Origin of the sequence: Roseinatronobacter bogoriensis DSM 18756, assembly GCF_004366635.1 — a bacterium.
In the GTDB taxonomy this organism is placed as follows: Bacteria; Pseudomonadota; Alphaproteobacteria; order Rhodobacterales; family Rhodobacteraceae; genus Roseinatronobacter; species Roseinatronobacter bogoriensis.
Window position 1 is genome coordinate 31,644 of the sequence record NZ_SORN01000007.1, and the last position, 19,159, is coordinate 50,802.

A 19,159-nucleotide genomic window follows, 5' to 3' on the forward strand; every position below is an offset into this window, starting at 1 on the left:
GCAACAATATTGAAACGGACACGAAAGACAAAGCCCATGGCCAATACACCACAGTCAAAAAAACGCGCCCGCCAGCTGGAGCGGCGTACCGAAGTTAACAAGGCGCGCCGCTCGCGCCTGCGTACATTCCTGCGCAAGGTTGAAGAAGCCATCGCTTCCGGCGATCAAGCCAAAGCAACCGAAGCGTTGCGCGCAGCGCAGCCAGAACTGGACCGCGGTGTCACAAAAGGCGTTTTGCATAAAAACACTGTCGCGCGGAAAAAATCGCGTCTTGCGTCACGCATCAAGGCCCTTTCAGCATAACGCGCGAACCACACAAAGATAAAAGAAAAAGGCACCTTTCGAGGTGCCTTTTTCTTACCCAGCGATGGGAACAGTTTCGCAACATGGCCCGATTCTTTGCTTCTGTTTGCCTAGTCAAGCAGCAAGTTGTGTTGCCGCTGTGATGGGCGGTTGCTAATGTCCAAGACGACTCGGGTCGGGAGCGGCTGCGCTGTAGAAACGCGCACACTGGCTGCGCTGCATTCGAGCTTAGACAGAGGCAAGAGTGTGTTCATGTGGGCAGCCCTGTGGCAGCCCTGTGTTCTGGTAATGTTTTTGGGTCAGTACCAGTTTCAAATGTTGAGAATGAGTTAGGCTTCGGCTGCGTGTAATAGGTGCGAGCGTTCGGGTATTGGGGATGCCTGACGCTGCTTTGTTCCCGAAATGATGCGACAAAAAGCGCAAGAACAATAAAGGCTGGGATGTGATGGTTGCGGAACAATGGACCGGAATTTCTGAAGAGCTGCGATACGAGATTGGGGAGAGCAACCATAAGAACTGGATCGAACCGCTTGAATGCCTTGGGGTCAGCGATGGCGTGGTTCGGTTTAGAGCACCTTCTCGCTTTGTCGGCGATTGGGTGAAACGCACCTATCATGATCAGATTTTCTCGCGCCTGCAAACGATAGGCACAGACGTAACCCGGATGGAATTCATTGTCGGGGAACCGGCCCAGCGCCCCGCCACGGCCACGGCCACGGCCGCTTCCACCGTCAACAAGTCTGGCGCGGGAGATGAGTTGCAAGGCGCGCCGCTGGACGGGAAATACAATTTCGACAATTTCGTGGTAGGCAAGCCCAATGAACTGGCTCATGCAGCCGCGCGGCGGGTGGCCGAGGGTGGCCCTGTCACCTTCAACCCGCTGTTCCTTTATGGCGGCGTTGGCTTGGGCAAGACACACCTGATGCATGCCATCGCCTGGGAATTGAAAGCCAAGCGTCCAGACTTGCAAGTGCTGTATCTGTCTGCCGAACAATTCATGTATCGTTTCGTTCAGGCCCTGCGCGACCGCGAGATCATGGATTTCAAGAACCTGTTCCGCTCTGTCGATGTGCTGATGGTGGACGACGTTCAGTTCATCGCTGGCAAGGACAGCACACAGGAAGAATTTTTCCACACTTTCAACGCATTGGTCGATCAGAACAAACAGATCGTCATTTCCGCAGACCGCGCCCCCGGAGAGATCAAGGATCTTGAAGCGCGAATCTCGTCGCGAATGCAATGCGGCCTTGTCGTGGACCTGCACCCTACAAACTATGAGTTGCGCCTTGGCATCTTGCATCGCAAGGCTGCCCAATTCGCCCAAAGCTATGGCAGCATCAAGATAGATGATGGTGTTTTCGAATTTCTGGCGCACAGAATCACAACCAATGTTCGCGTGCTGGAAGGGGCGTTGCAGCGGCTGTTCGCGTTCTCCAGCCTGATCGGGCAGGAAGTCAGTCAGGACATGGTTCAGGACTGTCTGTCAGATATGCTGCGCAGTTCGGAACGGCGCGTGACCGTGGAGGAAATCCAGCGCAAGGTCGCGGAGCATTTCAATATTCGTCTGTCTGACATGCTTGGCCCGAAACGCACACGCACGATTGCCCGCCCGCGCCAGATTGCGATGTATCTGTCCAAGGAAATGACCTCTCGCTCACTGCCGGAAATCGGGCGTCGTTTTGGCGGGCGCGATCATACAACAATCCTGCATGGCGTGCGCAAAGTGGTAGAGATGCGAGAGCAGGACACGCAGTTGAATGAAGACATAGAATTGCTGCGCCGCCTTCTGGAAAGCTGACCTGTTGTGATCATCAGCGAAAAAACGCTTGTCGTCATATGAAAATTGACTAGGCTCACGCTCCCCGGCTGGGGGTGTTCTGCCAGCGGTTAAGAAGGGTCTGGGGTATGAAGATCAGTATTGAACGGGCGGTGTTGCTCAAGGCCGTCGCACAGGCGCAATCGGTGGTGGAGCGTCGCAACACCATTCCGATATTGGCCAATGTCCTGATCGAGGCGAGCGAGGGCAGCGTGACCCTGCGCGCGACCGATCTGGATATCGAGGTTCTGGACCGCGCGCCCGCAATGGTTGAACAGGCCGGGGCCACAACCGTATCGGCGGTGCTGCTGCATGACATTATCCGCAAGCTGCCTGATGGCGCATTGATCGAATTGGTGGATGATACCCGCACCGGTCGGCTGCAAGTCTCGGCAGGGCGGTCAAATTTCTCGCTGGCTACATTGCCGAAAGAAGATTTTCCGGTCATGGCCAGCAGCGAATACAGCGCCAATTTTGCGGCCCCTGCCAAAGTGCTGCGCCGCCTGTTCGACAAGGCGAAATTCGCCATTTCGACCGAGGAAACGCGTTACTACCTGAACGGCGTCTACATGCATGTGGCTGATGGCGAAAGCGGGCGGGTTCTGCGCTGTGTTGCAACAGACGGGCACAGACTGGCACGTGTTGACGCGCCGCTGCCCGAAGGGGCCGAGAATATGCCCGGGGTTATTGTTCCGCGCAAGACAGTGGGCGAGTTGCGCAAGCTGCTGGACGACGATGACATGGAAATCGCCGTCTCGGTCTCGGAAACCAAGGTGCGCTTTGCCACCCCCGACATGACGCTGACCTCAAAGGTTATCGACGGCACCTTTCCCGATTACAGCCGCGTCATCCCGACCCAGAACACCAAGCGGCTGGAAGTGGATGCAAGCGAATTCTCCAAGGCGGTCGACCGCGTGGCAACTGTGTCCTCAGAACGGTCGCGCGCAGTCAAGCTGGCACTGGAGGATGACAAGCTGGTGCTGTCGGTGAACGCCCCGGATTCCGGCGCCGCCGAAGAAGAACTGATCGTGGCCTATGGCGATGAACGGCTGGAAATCGGGTTCAATGCAAAATACCTGCTGGAGATTGCCTCTCAGGTCGATCGAGAGAATGCGGTCTTCATGTTCAACACCTCGGGTGACCCCACGCTGATGCGCGAAGGCAATGACACCAGCGCGGTCTATGTTGTCATGCCGATGCGCGTCTGATCTGTTCGCGCCTCTAAAAATAGCAAAGCCCCGCCCTGATGCGGGGCTTTTTCATGCTGGTAACTTGCAGGAATAGTTTTTACCGCTGTGTCATGTCGATTCACCTGTGCCATCTGACCCTGTCGCATTTTCGCTCGCATCTGCGCACGCGGGTGGAACTGGATGGACGGCCTGTTGTTCTGTCCGGGCTGAATGGCGCAGGCAAGACCAATATCCTTGAGGCCGTTTCGCTGCTTTCGCCCGGACGGGGAATGCGCCGGGCCAGCCCGGAGGAGATTGCACGCCGCCCGCAATCAGTCGGCTGGAAGATACGGGCCAAACTGACAACACCCGAAGGGCAACACCAGGTCGAGACATGGGCAGAACCCGGCAGCACAAGGCAAGTGCGCATCGACGAGAAAGCCGCCCCTCAGATCGCACTGGGGGAACTGGTTGCCATGCTGTGGCTGACCCCGGCAATGGACCGGCTTTGGGTGGAAGGAACCGAGGGGCGGCGGCGTTTTCTGGACCGGACTGTCCTTAGTTTTCGGCCGGATCATGCGGTGCAATCACTAGGGTATGAAAAAGCCATGCGCGAACGTAACCGCCTTTTGCGCGAAGGGGTCACGGATAATGGCTGGTTCGCGGCACTGGAGGCGCAAATGGCGCAAGCAGGCGCCCGCATCACCGAGAATCGTCTTGCCGCTCTCAACATCATTGGCACGCATTCCGACCCCAACAGCCCCTTCCCCGAGGCTGACCTGACACTGGACTGCACGGCACCGGCCGATGAAGACGCGCTGGCAACCGCACTGGCCGAAGGGCGCAGGCGCGATATGGCCGCCGGCCGAAGCCTGATTGGCCCGCATCGCGCCGATCTGCGCGCAATCTGGGCTGCGAAGGGCATGGAAGCCGCGCAATGCTCCACCGGCGAGCAGAAGGCGCTTCTGATCTCGATCATTCTTGCGAATGCCCGTGCGCTGGCAACGGTGCGTGGCAGTGCGCCCATTTTGCTGCTTGACGAAGTCGCAGCCCATCTTGACGCGGGCCGCCGGGCAGCGCTTTACGATGCGATTTGCAATCTGGGCGTGCAAGCCTTCCTGACTGGAACAGGCCCAGAGTTATTTGGCGATTTTGGGCACCGCGCACAATACTTTACTGTCACCGAGGCAGGCGGCCTCTCGAAACTGGAAGCAGAAGCGCCATGACCATTACCCCATTGGAACTTGTTTTCTATGCAGGTGCGATTCTGATCTTGTTTCTGACCCCGGGTCCGGTCTGGGTGGCGCTAACCGCGCGGGCCATGTCTGGCGGTTTCACCTCTGCCGCGCCGCTGGCTGTTGGGGTTGCTTTGGGTGACATGTTATGGCCTTTGGCTGCCATTTTCGGGCTGACATGGATCCTGTCAATCTATGGTGATCTGCTGGAGGCCATGAAATGGGTCGCTGTGGCTATGTTCGTCGTCATGGGCTGGCAGTTGATCCGCCATGCAGCCCGCGACATTTCGGCTGACAGCCGCCTGACCCGGCCCGGCGCCCTTGCCGGTTTTGCGGCAGGGGTCACCGTGATTCTGGCCAATCCGAAAGCCATCCTGTTCTATATGGGCGTTCTGCCCGGCTTTTTTGACCTGACCCGCGTGACATGGGCTGATATCACGGCAATCATTCTTGTTTCGGTGTCAATTCCGATGCTGGGCAATCTGATGCTGGCGCTTCTGATCGACCGGGCGCGGGCCTTGCTGCGCTCAGGCACAGCCATCGCACGTACCAACCGGATAGCAGGCGGCTTGATGATTGGGGTTGGTATGGTGATTGCCGTTACCTGATCGCCCCCTCCTCAGTTGCCGCGCAAAAGCTGCTCCATCTCGATGGGTTGAGGGCTGCCCGCAAGGCGGGAGCGATAGACCACAAGCGATTCCGCCACACGCATGATGTAATTCCGCGTCTCGGCAAAAGGTACGCTTTCAACCCAGGTTACAAAATCGACCGAGGCATCGCGCGGGTCGCCAAAGCGGGGAATCCACTGACGCGGGCGGCCCGGCCCGGCATTGTAGCCCGCAGCCACCAACGCCAGAGAGGGACCAAACTCATCACGCAACTCTTCCAGATAGGCCGCGCCAAGCTGCGCATTCAGGCTGGGGTTTCGTGTCAAATCCGCCGCCTCAAACGGTACATCCAGTTTGCGCGCCATCATCTGGCCTGTGCCGGGCAAAACCTGCATCAGCCCACGCGCATCGGCCGGGCTGACAACAACAGGGTCAAACTCGCTTTCGCGCCGCGCAATTGCCTTAACCAGATCTGTCGGGACAGGAAGTGCGGTCTGCGCAAGTTCGGTCACCGGGAAATAGGCACGCGGCAAGACGATTTCATTCTGGACAGCAAGCTTGGCAATGTTCAGCGCAAAATTCGGCTCTCCCAGTTTCAGCATCAGGTCAGCAAGGGCGCCGATCTCATCCTCTTCGGTCAGTTGCCGCGCGAGGAACAGGATAAAGCGGCGCGCCTCATGCCATTCGCCTGCATCGCGCAGCAACAAGGCCGCCTGCAACAGGTCGGATTGCGCAAGTGAGGTGTTTTGCCAGTCTGGATAGTCTGGTCCGTTTATAAGCGAAGGGTCAAGCGTCATGCCCAGCCTGTCTGCGGCAAGCTGGCCATAAAAACTGGTCTGATGTTCGGCCCCGAATTCATAGGCAGCGCGCGCGGTTATTTCATCGCCCATCGCCTCATGCGTGCGACCCTGCCAATAGCCGGAGCGCCCCAATGTGATCGGGCTGGTACTGCGCACCTGCAACGCCCGAAAATGCGGCAAGGCATCTGCGGGGCGGTTCAGATGCTCCAACGCGATAAAACCAGCCAGAAACTCAAGGTCCACGAAATTCAGTCCATCTTCCAGCCCATGCGGGGTTGCAAGGTCATATGCGCGCTGAAACTCGCCATCTGACAAGGCACTGCGCACCAGAAAGATGCGGCTACGCCCCCATGCATCCGGCAATCCCAACCCCTCAGAGGCGCGCGACTGCGCCAGAATCAACTCTGCCGCGCCATCATGATTGCCTGCGCGCATACGAAACTGAAAACGGTCATGCATCAGACCAGGGTCGATTTGCAGCGCGTCCGGCACTGCCGCAACCAATGCGTCAACACCTGCGGCACGTTCTTGAAGGGCAATGCGCGCACGCGCCAGTTGCTGTTGACCTGCGCTTATGCGGTCCAGATGGCGCTGTGCGGCATTCCGCTCTCCGCGCCAAAGCAGCATATCGACGCGCGTCGTGTGGTAGGGTTGCAACGCTGCATCGAAAACGCGTAACAGGCGCAGCTCACTTTCACCGCTCATCGGCTCTTCTTGCCAAAGGCGTTGCGCAAGGCTTTCTGCATCAGACTCGCGCCCTGCGTCTTTCATCGCGAAGATCAGCGCGATCCAGCCCTCCTCAGAAACAGGCTCTCGCTCTGCGAAGAATTCAAGAATAACCTGTGTGCTTTGGCTGGGTAGCAAAGTCTCTGCCCCGCGCGCCACAGCATTTATCAAGGGCCAATGCCCCTTGCTGTCAAGAAAGGCCAGATAGTCAGAAAACCCGCCTTCCCCAGCGCGCAACGCCTGCCATGCAATGATGTCCTGTGCGATTGGCGCACTTTGCGCCGCGCGCGCACGGGCACCCTGCCAATCCGACGACTGTGCCGCACTCAGCGCACTGGCCAGCAGCCCCGCCGCGCGGGCAGGCGGTGGGCTTTCCTGTGCATTGACCGGTGCAATTCCCATCACGCCAGCAAGACACAGGGCAATTCCCCAGTTTCTAACAGCCGAGGTCGCACCGTGAGCCATGACATGCACCCTTTTTCGCCTTGAAAAACACTGCCGATAGTTCTAACCGCGTCGATCAGGGCGGCAAGACACAATTGCGCAATCGTATCTGGTCCGCATTCTGTCCGGTAGTTGCAACCAAGGAGGCGCGCATGCAGATCAGAGGGTCCATTCCAGCACTGGTAACGCCGCTGAAAGATGGCGCGCTCGACATCGACGCATTGCACGCGCTGATTGCGTGGCAGATCGAAGAAGGCTCTCATGGGTTGGTGCCGGTGGGCACGACAGGCGAAAGCCCGACGTTGAGCCATGCCGAACATTTTCTGGTCATCGAAGAAACGGTGAAAGCCGCAGCAGGCCGCGTTCCGGTGATTGCGGGGGCCGGATCAAACAACACTTTGGAAGCCATCGGCTTCATGCGTCATGCCGAGAAAGTCGGTGCCGATGCCGCGCTGGTGGTCACGCCCTATTACAACAAGCCAACGCAAGAAGGGCTGATTGCGCATTTTACCGCGCTGCATGATTGCTGTGAATTGCCCATCATCATCTACAATATTCCTGGCCGCTCGGTCGTGGATATGATGCCAGATACGATGGCACGACTGGCGGAGCTGCCGCGCATTATCGGGGTCAAGGATGCGACGGGAAAACTGGAACGCGTAAGCCAGCAGCGCCTGACGTGCGGGCCGGATTTCATTCAACTGTCAGGCGAAGATGCCACCGCGCCGGGCTTCAACGCGCAGGGCGGGGTCGGGTGTATCTCTGTCACCGCGAATGTGGCCCCACGGCTATGCGCAGAGTTTCAGGAAGCAACGCTGGCAGGTGACTACGCGCGGGCACTTCAGATTCACGACATTCTTATGCCGTTGCACCTGGCGATTTTTCTGGAACCCGGTCTTGTCGGTGCGAAATATGGCCTCTCGCGGCTTGGCAAATGTAGTGACGAAGTACGCCTGCCGCTTGTTGGCCTGACAGAGGCCACGCGGCAGAAAATGGATGTGGCAATGCGCCATGCAGGGTTGATCAATTAAGCTGGCTATCAGGGGCGATGCTGCGCAAGTCTATATCCAGCCAGACCGGCCGGTGAGAAATTCCTTGTGCAGCGAGCGCTGCGGCCAATTCTGCGTCATCCCCGTCGGCTGCTGGCCAGAGTACGCCGCTTGAAAGCACATCAATTCCGGCCTCAGGTAGAATGTAGCTGACCCGCAGGTTTCCGGGCGCTCGGGGCCAGTGTACCGTATCCAACTCATGCGGCCCAAGATGTGCGGCACTGAAGTCATCCTGTGCCGCTTGCAGTGCCCCAGCACTCTGCGGTTGGGGGTCTTGGAGCAATGGGCTTTGCAGCAAAGCGCGCATCACCCCGTGCAGGCCATCTCCGTCATAAGGGTCAAGATTGCTGCCCCCGATCAGGACAAAAGGCCCATCTGGCGGAGACATCGGCAAGCGGCCTTCGAGCAGAGCCAGCCAAAAGGCCGTCTCATCATGATTGCGATACAGATTGCGGCGGCTCTGGCCCCCGAAAACCGGCGGACCAGCCTGATAAATCAGCAGATGCAGGCGCTGACTTGGCGATATCTGGATCGGAATGTCCCAATGTCCCGTGCTTGACAGGCGCTGCACCTGCAACACGGCGGGGTCCAGCGCGGGCAACAATGCATCAGGCAAATCCTGCCACAGAAAATCCGAGAAATCGCGCGCCGATTGGGAACCAACCGGGTAGCGTGACAGAACCGCCAATGCACGCTGGCCTGAAAAATGGCCATATCCCTGCGTATCATCCGGGCCATCATCGCGGCCATCGCCATTCATGTCGCGGCCCATCCGCAGGCCCGCATTGGACGGAAATGCAAATGCATGGGGAAGCGCCGGGCCGCGCTGGGCGATCATGGTGCCAAAGGCACGAAGCGTGACAAGGCCATGATCATAATCCAACCCTGACAGGACCAGCACATCCGGCGCGAGGCGGGCGATGATATCGCCCTTGAGCGCGGGCAAATCCGCACCCGCACGGATATCGCGCAGCGCATAACCGGGCCCGCGCGCACCCAGATCAATGCGCCAGAATACCAGCCGCAAGCTGTCTGGTCCCTTGCACGGCATCGAATTGGTCGCCGCAGATGCAAAGGGATACAGGCAAACGGTCAGGAATAGGCAGATTGTGGCGGCAAGGGAACGGCGTCCTGCGCCTCGGCTACCCGGCGACGCTGCGCACGGATGAGCTGCGCCACACGATACATCGCTACACCGCGCATCACCAGACTGACCGGAATAAAGGCCCAGAGTGAAACCCCCCATACCAACGCCAATTGCGTCTCCAACGTGACGGGCTGCACCAGAAATGAGGACAGATGCAGCAATGCAGGCAGGGAGAATGGCATGATAATCCCTAACGCAACGTTAATCTGCGCATCACGCTCAAGACGCTGAACAATATCGACCCCTTTGGTCGGGTCAAAATTCGGCAGGTTCACCCAGACATTGAATATCTCGGTGCGGCGCGGCCAATAGCCAAATGCAAGCCCGGCAAGAAAAATGAACAAACCAACCAGAGATAACGTGTAGGACAGCGCTGCACTGACCTGCACAATCATTAAATGCTCAATGGACAAACCGGGCGGCAGGGAAGCGACAAGAAGCGCGACAGGGCTGAAAGAGAAATCCAGCAGATTGCCAAGGGCCACCGCGAAACTGGCGAACAGTGTCATTGAATCCGTAACCAACATGATCTCGCGCTGGAGAAGCGTGACCGAAACGACAATCACGAAAAACAGGACAAATCTTGTGCGGTTGTAGGGTTTGGCGTCCCGGAATTCGATCAATCCGGGATAGGCTGCAGAATATTCGGTCACAACGACAACTGCGGCAAGAATAGCCAGAAAGGTCACACCCTGTGCAATGTCCTGCGAGATTTCAGGAAGCAGCAGGGCCGGTGTCAGAAAGACCAATGCAACCAGAAACCCGCGCAATACCAGCATGGTAACTTGCAAGACGGAAATGCGACTACCGCGTCTTTGGGTCATCTTTCCGTTGGATCCAGGCTTTTTTGTTTGCACCAATCGCGGCAGTTCTGGCAGCGATCGCCTTACTCTTGACACAATGTTGCCCATTTCACCAATCCTAGCAAGCTGTATCCCGAGGATCAGCCAACGCCTTCGCTATTTCGAGTCAAAACTGTTACGCGTTTACATCGAAATTATGAAAAAAGTGTGGTACCCATGACAGGTACCACACATAAAAGCTCGTTTTTTTTGGGCTTAAACCCAAGGACGGGCCTGAGATGCCTGCGACTCGAAGCTGTCAATTGAAGATACCTTCTCCAATGTCAGCCCGATGTCATCCAGCCCATTCAGCAGACAGTGCTTCTTGAAAGGGTCAATCTGGAAGTGAAATTCCTGCCCGTCCGAACTGGTGACAGTCTGCGCCTCCAGATCAACTGATATCCGTGCATTCGCACCTTTGCTGGCATCTTCCATCAACAGATCAACCTGATCCTGCGGCAGCACAATCGGCAGCATCCCGTTCTTGAAGCAGTTATTGTAGAAGATGTCGGCGAAACTGGTCGAGATGACGACCCTGATCCCGAAATCCGCCAGCGCCCAAGGCGCATGTTCGCGCGAGGAGCCACAGCCAAAATTGTCGCCTGCAACAAGGATCTGCGCATTGCGATAAGCAGGCTGATTCAAGACGAAGTCCGGTATCTCGTTGCCATCATCGTCAAAGCGCATTTCATCAAACAGGTTCCTGCCAAGCCCCGAGCGCTGGATCGTTTTCAGGAACTGCTTGGGAATGATCATATCCGTGTCGATATTGACCAGTGGCATCGGGGCTGCGACGCCCGTAAGTGTCGTGAATTTTTCCATACTGTCTCTCCTGACCAGAGCGCCGGGGCTTTGCCCCGGACCCCAGAGTATTTTTAGCAAGAAAATCAGGCAGGCTGTGCCATCATCTCACGGATATCGGTCAAGCGGCCTGTAATCGCCGCCGCGGCCGCCATTGCGGGCGACATCAGATGCGTACGCCCGCCGCGGCCCTGACGTCCCTCGAAGTTGCGATTCGAGGTGGCGGCGCACCGCTCTCCGGGGGACAACTGATCTGGGTTCATCGCCAGACACATCGAGCACCCGGCCAGTCGCCATTCAAAACCCGCATCAATGAAAATCTGTGCCAGCCCTTCCTCTTCAGCCTGCGCGCGCACCAGTCCGGAACCGGGCACAACCATCGCGCGCAACCCTGCCTTTATCTTCTGGCCTTTCAGAATTGCCGCCGCTGCACGCAGGTCTTCGATACGACCATTCGTGCATGACCCGATAAAGACAGTATCAACCTCGATATCGGTCAGCTTCTGGCCGGGCTTGAGGCCCATATACTCCAATGCGCGACGCGCCGCCTCGACCTTGCCGCCAGAGAAGCTGGCAGGATCCGGCACCTCGCCGGTGATGGGCAGCACATCTTCGGGCGAGGTGCCCCAAGTGACGACGGGCGCGATATCTTCGCCCTTAAGCGTGACGACCTTGTCCCAATGCGCGTCCGGGTCGGATTTCAGGGTCTTCCACCACGCCAATGCTGCGTCCCATTGTGCCCCCTTCGGTGCATGGGGCCGCCCCTGAACATAGTCGAAGGTTTTCTGATCGGGGGCGATCAGGCCCGCGCGCGCGCCGCCCTCGATGGCCATGTTGCACACGGTCATGCGGCCTTCCATCGACAGTTCCTCAATGGCCTGGCCGCAATATTCGATCACATAGCCTGTGCCGCCCGCCGTCCCGGTGGCCCCGATCACCGAGAGCGTGATATCCTTGGCGGTCACGCCAGGGGGCAGCGACCCCGTGATCTCGACCTTCATGTTCTTGGATTTTTGCTGGATCAGTGTTTGCGTGGCCAGCACATGCTCGACCTCGGAAGTGCCGATCCCGTGTGCAAGCGCCCCGAAGGCCCCATGCGTTGCCGTATGGCTGTCGCCGCAGACAACCGTCATGCCGGGCAGGGTCCAGCCCTGCTCCGGGCCAACAATATGCACGATGCCCTGGCGGACATCGTTAACCGGGTAGTAATTCACGCCGAATTCGCGTGCATTGCGGTCAAGCGCGTCGACCTGAATACGCGATTCCTCATTCTCGATACCGTTTTCACGATCTGGCGTAGTCGGCACATTGTGATCAGGCACCGCGATTGTCTTTTCTGGTGCACGCACCTTGCGCCCGGCCATGCGAAGCCCTTCAAAGGCTTGCGGGCTGGTAACTTCGTGGACAAGGTGGCGGTCGATATACAGCAGGCAGGTGCCATCTGCATCTTCATGGACAACATGAGCGTCCCAGATTTTATCATACAGGGTCTTGGGCATGGCGATCTCTCTCGGATTGGAAGTAGCTTTGCTGAGGAAACGACTGGCCAGATGGCCAGCAACCGACGTCAGCTGAGGCGTGCGAGCACCGATCGCGCATCGCTTTCAAAGCGTTGCGGCAGGCGGGCGTGGTCCGACATGTCAAAAAAGCGTTTCATGGGCTGGTAAATACGCCCGAATCAGCGTTATGGCAACGACAGAAGAGGCAGCCGTTCAATCTGCGTCGCTGAAGGGCTTCACCATGATGCGAAGTTTTTCACGCGATCATTGAGAAATAGCGGCGCCAATGTTATATTGAAGCTGTCAACATGTATCACAGGAGGACAGGTCTCTGTCTCATATCGACATGACCGCCAGTGCGGACCACTCAGCCAAAGCGCCCGCTGCGCAGATCAGCAGCGATGCGATACTTGAGCTGGTTTTGACCTCGCTTGACGACGACAAGGCCGAAGACATCCAGACAATCGACCTGCATGGGAAAACCGCTATGGCGGACCATATGGTGATATGCTCTGGCCGTTCTACCCGACAGGTCGCAGCAATTGCCCAAAAGCTTCTGGACCGGCTGAAGGAAACCTTTCGCCTGACAGCACGCAGCGAGGGCAAGGATGTCGGCGACTGGGTGCTGATAGATGCCGGCGATGTGGTCGTTCATATCTTCCGCCCGGAAGTGCGCGAGTTCTACCAGCTTGAAAAGATGTGGCAGGACACAGGCATCAAGCCCGCAGGCTGATGCGACTGCATATCTGCGCGATCGGGCGCATTCGCAAAGGGCCGGAACGCGCCTTGATCGAGGATTACAGGCAGCGTTTTGACCGCACAGGCCGTGCATTATCCCTTGGCCCTTGTCTTGAGCATGAGGTCGATGACCGCAAGTCGACCACGTCCGGGGACCAAGGGCGGTTGCTGGAGCGGGCCTTGCCTGCTGGCGCATATATCATCGCGCTTGATGAACGTGGCGAGACGCTGGATTCGCGCAGTTTTGCGCAGCTTATCGCACAGCAGCGCGACGCGGGGGCCAGCGATCTGGCCTTTGTGATTGGGGGGGCTGACGGGTTAAGCCCGGATATTCGGGCCGCTGCTCATCGCCTTTTGGCGTTCGGACCAATGGTCTGGCCGCATATGCTGGCACGGGTCATGCTATGCGAACAAATTTATCGCGCCGCGACCATTCTGGCCGGTGGCCCGTATCATCGCGACTAATATTAGCCACCTGACACAAGATACCCGATGACTGCTTGCATGGGCGTTGCGGACGGTGAATGGTTTCGACAAGCCGCGCAACGTCGAGCCGCGGTGCGGCGATACGCGGCTTACTCTGTAGCGCTTATGCTGGCCAAATCCGCGCAAGATCAGATCGTTGCGCTGGTGGTAGCCAAATCTCCGTGCCGAGGGGACGGCCCGGCGATGCGCGGCGACCTTCGGCCTTGATTCCGCGCACCTCTATGTTCCATTTGTCTCGCATAGCCGCCTCTCGTGAAAGCATCGGAGCGGGCGCGGGAACCTTTTGTCAGGTGGCGAACACTAACGGCTGCCTAGATCAGCCCGGTCGACGATTACCAGTCATCTGCGGATCGGCCACTGAATTGCTCGACCAGAAAATCAATCAAGGCGCGTACCTTGGGCTGCGTGTAGCGCCCGGCAGGATAGACCGCATAAAGGCTTTGAACATCGCGCGGCAAATCCGGGATCACGTCTTCGACCAGTCCGGCCTTCATGGCTGGCGCGTAGAGGAAGCTTGGCAAATAGGCGATGCCAAGGCCGTTTATCGCAGCCGTCAGAAGCGATTGACCATCATTGACCGAAAACCAGGACGAAGACCGCACCTGGCGCTGTTCGCCCGAAGGGGCCGAGATACGCCAGACAGAGCTTGCCGCGTTATGCGAATAATACAAAAGCCTATGATCATTGAGGTCGTCAATACGGGCAGGCCGACCGTGCTTGGCTAAATATTCCGGCGATGCGATCAACCGCTGCGTTGCTTCGCAGATCTTGCGCGCGCGCAGGCTGCTGTCATCCATCTCGCCCATGCGAATCGCCAGATCGAACCCTTCGGAGATCAATTCAACGTAACGATTCTTCAGAACCATATTGACGGAAACATCCGGGTAACAATTCAGGAAATCCCCCAAGACAGGAGAGAGATGCGTTGCCCCGAAATCCGTCGGTACGGCAATACGCAGAATTCCCGAGGGTGCGGATTGCATGGACGTGACCAGATTATCCGCCTCTCCCGCGTCATTCAGGACGCGCCGCGCGCGATCATAATAGGCAAGCCCAATGTCAGTAGGGCTGACGCGGCGTGTCGTTCGGTTCAAGAGCCGTGCACCCAACCGCGATTCCAGCGAAGAGACGTGCTTGGAAACAGCCGACTTGGAAATCCCCATCTTTCGCGCAGCATCGGTGAACCCGCCTTGGTCCACGACGGTGGCGAAAGCTTCCATTTCGGTCAATCGGTCCATGATCACGCCCTACACATACAATCTATCTAACCACAGTATGACGTCAAATTGGGCAAGAATGCGGTCACGGCGGGACAGCACTGCGACAATCGTGGATTTTATGTCAAAATTAATCAGTTTTTGGCAACAACGAGGGTGCGAAATGCCAAAAAATGACTAAAGCCCAAAGCTGGAGAGCGGAACATAGCGCACCATCGTGCCGGGTTGGATTGTTGCCGCGCCATCGGGCAATTCGACCAACCCTTCGGCCCAGCTTAACCCGCTGATCCGACCAGAGCCTTCGGACGCGAACACTTCGGCCCGCCCCTCAGCATCCAGCCGCGCGCGCAGATACTCACGCCGACCCGGCTTTTTGGTTTTCGCAAAGGCAGCTGCCACGAGGAAACCTTGCGGTTCCTGCCACCCACACCCTGCCATCAGCGACAGGGCCGGGCGGCCAAAGATCAGCGTGCAGACAAAAGCCGCGACCGGATTGCCGGGCAAGCCCAGCACCGGAACCCCTTGCCAAAGCGCAAGCGCAAGCGGGCGGCCCGGTTTCAGCGCTATACGCCAACTGCTTAGATTGCCCTTTTCGCGCAACAGGTGCGACACATGATCTTCATCGCCCGCCGAAGCCCCGCCCGATGTCAGAATCACATCGCACTCGCGCGCGCCATTGTCCAATGCGGCAGCAATACGTTCGGGATCATCCGGCATATGACCCAGATCGACAGGTCTATGTCCCCATTTGCGCGCAATTTCCAGCAGCATGGGACGGTTGGCGTCGAATATCTGGTGCGGCTGCGCGTCCGAGTTCGGATCGGCCAACAACTCGTCACCCGTGGACAGCACGCCCACCCGCAAATGGCGGTGCACCTTGACCCGCCCCACGCCAAGCGCCGATGCAAGCGCAAGGTCAGCCGGCGTCAACCTACGACCAGCAGGCAGAAAAGATGTGCCTGCAACGACATCCTCGCCCGCCTTGCGCGTGTTGATGCGCGGCTTGATCGGTCCATCAAAGGCGACGCGCGCACCATCGCTCGCGCAATCTTCTTCCAGCACAACAGTATCCACCCCTTCGGGCAGGATTGCGCCTGTCAGAATTCGGATCGTATATCCGTGGGACACCGCCCCCTCAAAAGGTTGGCCCGCAGCCGCACGACCAGCCACAAGCGGCAAGGTGTAAGGCCCGCCGCCTTGCAGCGACGTTTGCGCAAAGCCATACCCATCTACGGCGGAATTTGCAGCGGGCGGGTTGGCACGCCGCGCCACAAGATCTTGAGACAAAATTCGCCCACCGGCCTGGCTCACGGCAACATTTTCTTCAGCAGTCAACGGATGCAACGCTGCGCGCAAACGGCTTAACGCCTCGTCTACCGGCACCCAATCCACCCCCTGTGGCATGGCGAAACAATCATTGCGCAGTCGCGGCGGGGTCAGGGGGGCAGGCTCCAACACCTCGAGCAGATGCGCGGCATGACCTGCGCCCAGAATCCAGCCTTCCTCGCGCAGGGTTTCGGGGGCGGCGGACACATCCATAAGCTGCACCATATCCGCCTTGGCAAAGGCACGCGCCAGCAAATCCACCTGCGCGGCATCCTTGCACGCGTACCCTGCCTGCGCCTGCTTCACCGCCGGATCAATCAAGGACAGATAGGTTTCGACCAGAACAACCGGCGCCTCTCGGCGCTCCATCGGCCAGACGGACAGTGCATCACCAAATTCCGCACGCAACGCCGCCAGATGCGCCTGACCCAACAGGCTTTGCGACCCGACAGAGCCGGTGGTGTATAATTTCCACATCGGATGCGCGCCCGCGCAGAGTGCTTCTGTGTCGCGCAACTCTGCCAGACCATGTCCTTCGCGCGCTGTGCCCTTGGCTGGCAGATCAGGCAGATCGTGCCCATTCGGCCTGCCCCAGAACGGACCGGTTCCGGGAAAGAGGCGATTGATCTGGGCGGCGACTTCGAAACGGTTATTGGCATTGCGCGCATCATCCTTGATGCGTTCGGCCAGCCAGTCCCACACGGCCAGCGCCTCGGCCCGGCCGGTCAGATGCGCGGCAAACCCGCGCGGAAACCCGAAGCCGATATCGAACGCCACCAACATCCGCTGGCCAGCCGCGCACGCGGCGGCAATCTCTGTGCGCAAAACATCCATACAGGCGCGGCGCGTCGGTATGTTCTGCGGCGGCACGGCCCCTGCCCCGGCGCTGCCAATCCAGATGGAATCCGCGCCCAGTTTTGGCGTTGCATTCGCGGACCAGTCCACGACAAGAACACGGTCAAAGCTGCTCATGCCCTTAAGCCCAGATCACGCAGGATAAAATCGGCAATGGCGCTGGTATCGTCCAGATGAAACACAGGCTGCGCCAGATCATCAATCGCGATATCGGCGGCCACGGCGCGAATAGTGCCATTCTCGCGCGCCAGCAGATCGCGGCCCGTCTCTGCGCGGTAGGCTTCGACCTTGGGGTGGTTTGCGCGTTTGTACCCCTCGACCAACACCAGATCGACGGGCGAAAGGCGCGTCAGCAATTCGGCCAGCATCGGTTCGGGGCGGTCGCGCAATTCATGCATGACAGCCCAGCGCCGTGGCGAAGATAACACCACCTCGCGCGCACCGGCGACGCGGTGGCGATAGGAATCACGGCCCGGATGGTCGATTTCCGTGTCATGATGGGCATGTTTAACGGTCGAGACTGTCAGACCGCGCGCCACCATTTCAGCGACCAACCGCTCCATCAGGCCAGTCTTGCCGGTATTTTTCCAGCCCGTCACACCGTAAAGATTCATGCCTGCCTCTCCAGTTGTTCGGCAATCTCGATATCTTGCGGTGTATTGATATTGAAGAAGGGATCGAAGGGCACGGTGTCGAATTCAGCCGTGCCTGCGCCGTGGTTGTCCGTCCATAAAACGACTTTACGCAGACCGCCGGTCAGGGCCGCGCGCAAATCTTCGCGCAGGGCGACGGGCCACAGGCCAAATGTCGGGTGCCGCCAGAGCTTGTCACCCTCGCGCGTCGCGGCCAGCGCCAGCCCCGATGGCCCCGCTGCCGCGCGCAGCCGCGATACAAGATCACGGGGGAAAAACGGTGTGTCAGCGGCGACAGTGACAATCGACGCAGCCCCCTGCCCTGCCGCCCAATCCAAACCTGCCAGCACACCGGCCAATGGGCCGGGCCAGTCCGGCAGGGAATCAGGCACGACCGGCAGGCCGAATTCATCAAACCGCGCGGGTGCGCCATTGGCATTCAGTGCGATCTGCCCCACTTGCGGGCCAAGCCGGTCAAGCACATGGTCAAGCAGGCGCCTGCCCGCCACAACCCGCAACCCCTTGTCACCCCCGCCCATGCGTGTGGCTTGTCCGCCCGCCAGAATGACACCCAAAGGCGCGCTCATGCCTCTGCCCCTTTGCGGCGGTGCCTGCGGTCCTCATCAGGGACAGACGCGACATCGCCATCGCGGATCAGCCGCTCTTCGCCCGAGAGGCAGATGAACCTTTGCCCGCGCATCCGCCCAATCAGCGTCAGCCCCACTTGCCGCGCAATCTCGACCCCCCAGGCCGTGAAGCCAGAGCGCGAAGCCAGCACGGGAATGCCCATTTGTGCGGTCTTTATCACCATCTCGGATGTCAGCCGCCCGGTCGTGTAAAGCAGCTTGTCCGCACCGCGCACCCCATGCTGAAACATATAGCCAGAGATTTTATCGACCGCGTTGTGACGCCCGACATCTTCCATATACACCAAGGTCTGGTCGCGCTGGCACAAAACCGTGCCATGAATGGCACCTGCTTCCAGATATAGTGACGGCAGGGTGTTGATCTCCTTGGCCAAGGCATACAGCCAGCTGGTGCGGATTTCGGCCTGCGGCAGTGTCAGCCCCTCCAGCCCTTCCATCATGTCGCCAAAGACCGTGCCCACGGCACAGCCAGATGTGCGGGTCTTCTTCTTGACCTTTTCTTCATAGCTGGTCTGGCGGGTGGTGCGGACCACGACAACTTCCAGATCGTCGTCATATTCGACCGCCGTGATTTTATCATCGTCACGCAACATACCCTGATTGCGCAAAAAACCGACAGCCAGATATTCCGGGTAATCGCCGATGGTCATGGCGGTGACGATTTCCTGCGCGTTCAGAAAGATCGTCAGCGGGCGCTCCTCGACCACGCGGATATGCTGCACCTGTCCCGTATGGTCACGCCCTTCTACCGCGCGGGTCAGCCGAGGGTTGGAAGGGTCGGGAAAATGACGGGGCGGTTGGGGCATTGTCATCTGGTCC

Annotated in this window: 18 protein-coding genes; 8 read left to right on the plus strand and 10 right to left on the minus strand. The window is 58.7% G+C overall.

Annotation, left to right across the window (positions count from 1 at the left end):
- Positions 1–36 precede the first annotated feature (36 nt).
- From rpsT to EV660_RS13915, 5 genes are all read left to right on the plus strand, one after another.
- Entirely contained in the window at positions 37–303 is a 267-nt protein-coding gene (gene rpsT / locus EV660_RS13895) for a 30S ribosomal protein S20 (protein ID WP_071479529.1), read from the plus strand.
- 445 nt (positions 304–748) lie between these two features.
- A complete protein-coding gene (gene dnaA / locus EV660_RS13900; RefSeq protein ID WP_071479528.1) occupies positions 749–2,101 on the plus strand; it encodes a chromosomal replication initiator protein DnaA in 1,353 nt (450 codons plus the stop codon).
- A gap of 107 nt (positions 2,102–2,208) precedes the next feature.
- A complete protein-coding gene (dnaN, locus tag EV660_RS13905) occupies positions 2,209–3,327 on the plus strand; it encodes a DNA polymerase III subunit beta (protein ID WP_071479527.1) in 1,119 nt (372 codons plus the stop codon).
- A 92-nt stretch (positions 3,328–3,419) separates the two neighbouring features.
- On the plus strand, positions 3,420–4,514 hold the full coding sequence (gene recF / locus EV660_RS13910; protein WP_071479526.1) for a DNA replication/repair protein RecF: 1,095 nt from the start codon (positions 3,420–3,422) through the stop codon (positions 4,512–4,514).
- Complete coding sequence (locus EV660_RS13915; protein ID WP_071479525.1) at positions 4,511–5,131, plus strand: LysE family translocator; 621 nt, start codon at positions 4,511–4,513, stop codon at positions 5,129–5,131. Before recF ends, EV660_RS13915 begins: the two co-directional genes overlap by 4 nt.
- 11 nt (positions 5,132–5,142) lie before the next feature.
- On the opposite strand, the gene EV660_RS13920 is transcribed toward EV660_RS13915, so the two are convergent.
- Positions 5,143–7,122, minus strand: coding sequence for a lytic transglycosylase domain-containing protein (locus EV660_RS13920; RefSeq protein WP_071479524.1), 1,980 nt, complete (start codon positions 7,120–7,122; stop codon positions 5,143–5,145).
- Positions 7,123–7,253: 131 nt separating this feature from the next.
- On the opposite strand from EV660_RS13920, the gene dapA reads away from it, so the two are divergent.
- A complete protein-coding gene (gene dapA, locus EV660_RS13925) occupies positions 7,254–8,132 on the plus strand; it encodes a 4-hydroxy-tetrahydrodipicolinate synthase (protein ID WP_071481857.1) in 879 nt (292 codons plus the stop codon).
- Here the strand turns inward: dapA and EV660_RS13930 are convergent.
- The 4 genes from EV660_RS13930 to leuC all read right to left on the minus strand — a co-directional run bounded on the left by EV660_RS13930 (position 8,125) and on the right by leuC (position 12,445).
- A complete protein-coding gene (locus tag EV660_RS13930; RefSeq protein ID WP_084634655.1) occupies positions 8,125–9,201 on the minus strand; it encodes an endonuclease/exonuclease/phosphatase family protein in 1,077 nt (358 codons plus the stop codon). The genes dapA and EV660_RS13930 overlap by 8 nt on opposite strands.
- A 41-nt stretch (positions 9,202–9,242) precedes the next feature.
- Positions 9,243–10,121 (minus strand): hypothetical protein, encoded by an 879-nt coding sequence (locus tag EV660_RS13935; RefSeq protein ID WP_071481855.1) that lies wholly within the window; start codon positions 10,119–10,121, stop codon positions 9,243–9,245.
- A gap of 234 nt (positions 10,122–10,355) precedes the next feature.
- Entirely contained in the window at positions 10,356–10,961 is a 606-nt protein-coding gene (gene leuD, locus EV660_RS13940) for a 3-isopropylmalate dehydratase small subunit (RefSeq protein ID WP_071479523.1), read from the minus strand.
- Between the two features lie 65 nt (positions 10,962–11,026).
- Positions 11,027–12,445, minus strand: a complete 1,419-nt coding sequence (leuC, locus tag EV660_RS13945; protein ID WP_100319036.1) for a 3-isopropylmalate dehydratase large subunit — start codon at positions 12,443–12,445, stop codon at positions 11,027–11,029.
- Positions 12,446–12,785: 340 nt separating this feature from the next.
- Here leuC and rsfS point away from each other — a divergent pair, with 340 nt between their 5' ends.
- Together rsfS and rlmH are read left to right on the plus strand one after the other, a co-directional pair.
- Complete coding sequence (gene rsfS, locus EV660_RS13950) at positions 12,786–13,172, plus strand: ribosome silencing factor (protein ID WP_071479521.1); 387 nt, start codon at positions 12,786–12,788, stop codon at positions 13,170–13,172.
- Positions 13,172–13,642: a 23S rRNA (pseudouridine(1915)-N(3))-methyltransferase RlmH gene (gene rlmH / locus EV660_RS13955; RefSeq protein ID WP_071479520.1), complete on the plus strand. Its 471-nt coding sequence runs from the start codon at positions 13,172–13,174 to the stop codon at positions 13,640–13,642. The genes rsfS and rlmH overlap by 1 nt, the downstream gene beginning before the upstream one ends.
- A gap of 353 nt (positions 13,643–13,995) precedes the next feature.
- On the opposite strand, the gene EV660_RS13960 is transcribed toward rlmH, so the two are convergent.
- The 5 genes from EV660_RS13960 to EV660_RS13980 all read right to left on the minus strand — a co-directional run bounded on the left by EV660_RS13960 (position 13,996) and on the right by EV660_RS13980 (position 19,146).
- A complete protein-coding gene (locus EV660_RS13960; RefSeq protein ID WP_071479519.1) occupies positions 13,996–14,901 on the minus strand; it encodes a LysR family transcriptional regulator in 906 nt (301 codons plus the stop codon).
- A gap of 156 nt (positions 14,902–15,057) precedes the next feature.
- Entirely contained in the window at positions 15,058–17,178 is a 2,121-nt protein-coding gene (locus EV660_RS13965) for a molybdopterin-binding protein (protein WP_071479518.1), read from the minus strand.
- Complete coding sequence (mobB, locus tag EV660_RS13970; RefSeq protein WP_071479517.1) at positions 17,175–17,675, minus strand: molybdopterin-guanine dinucleotide biosynthesis protein B; 501 nt, start codon at positions 17,673–17,675, stop codon at positions 17,175–17,177. The genes EV660_RS13965 and mobB overlap by 4 nt, the downstream gene beginning before the upstream one ends.
- Complete coding sequence (gene mobA, locus EV660_RS13975) at positions 17,672–18,280, minus strand: molybdenum cofactor guanylyltransferase MobA (protein WP_071479516.1); 609 nt, start codon at positions 18,278–18,280, stop codon at positions 17,672–17,674. The genes mobB and mobA overlap by 4 nt, the downstream gene beginning before the upstream one ends.
- Positions 18,277–19,146 (minus strand): formate dehydrogenase accessory sulfurtransferase FdhD, encoded by an 870-nt coding sequence (locus tag EV660_RS13980; RefSeq protein ID WP_375781729.1) that lies wholly within the window; start codon positions 19,144–19,146, stop codon positions 18,277–18,279. The genes mobA and EV660_RS13980 overlap by 4 nt, the downstream gene beginning before the upstream one ends.
- Positions 19,147–19,159 lie beyond the last annotated feature (13 nt).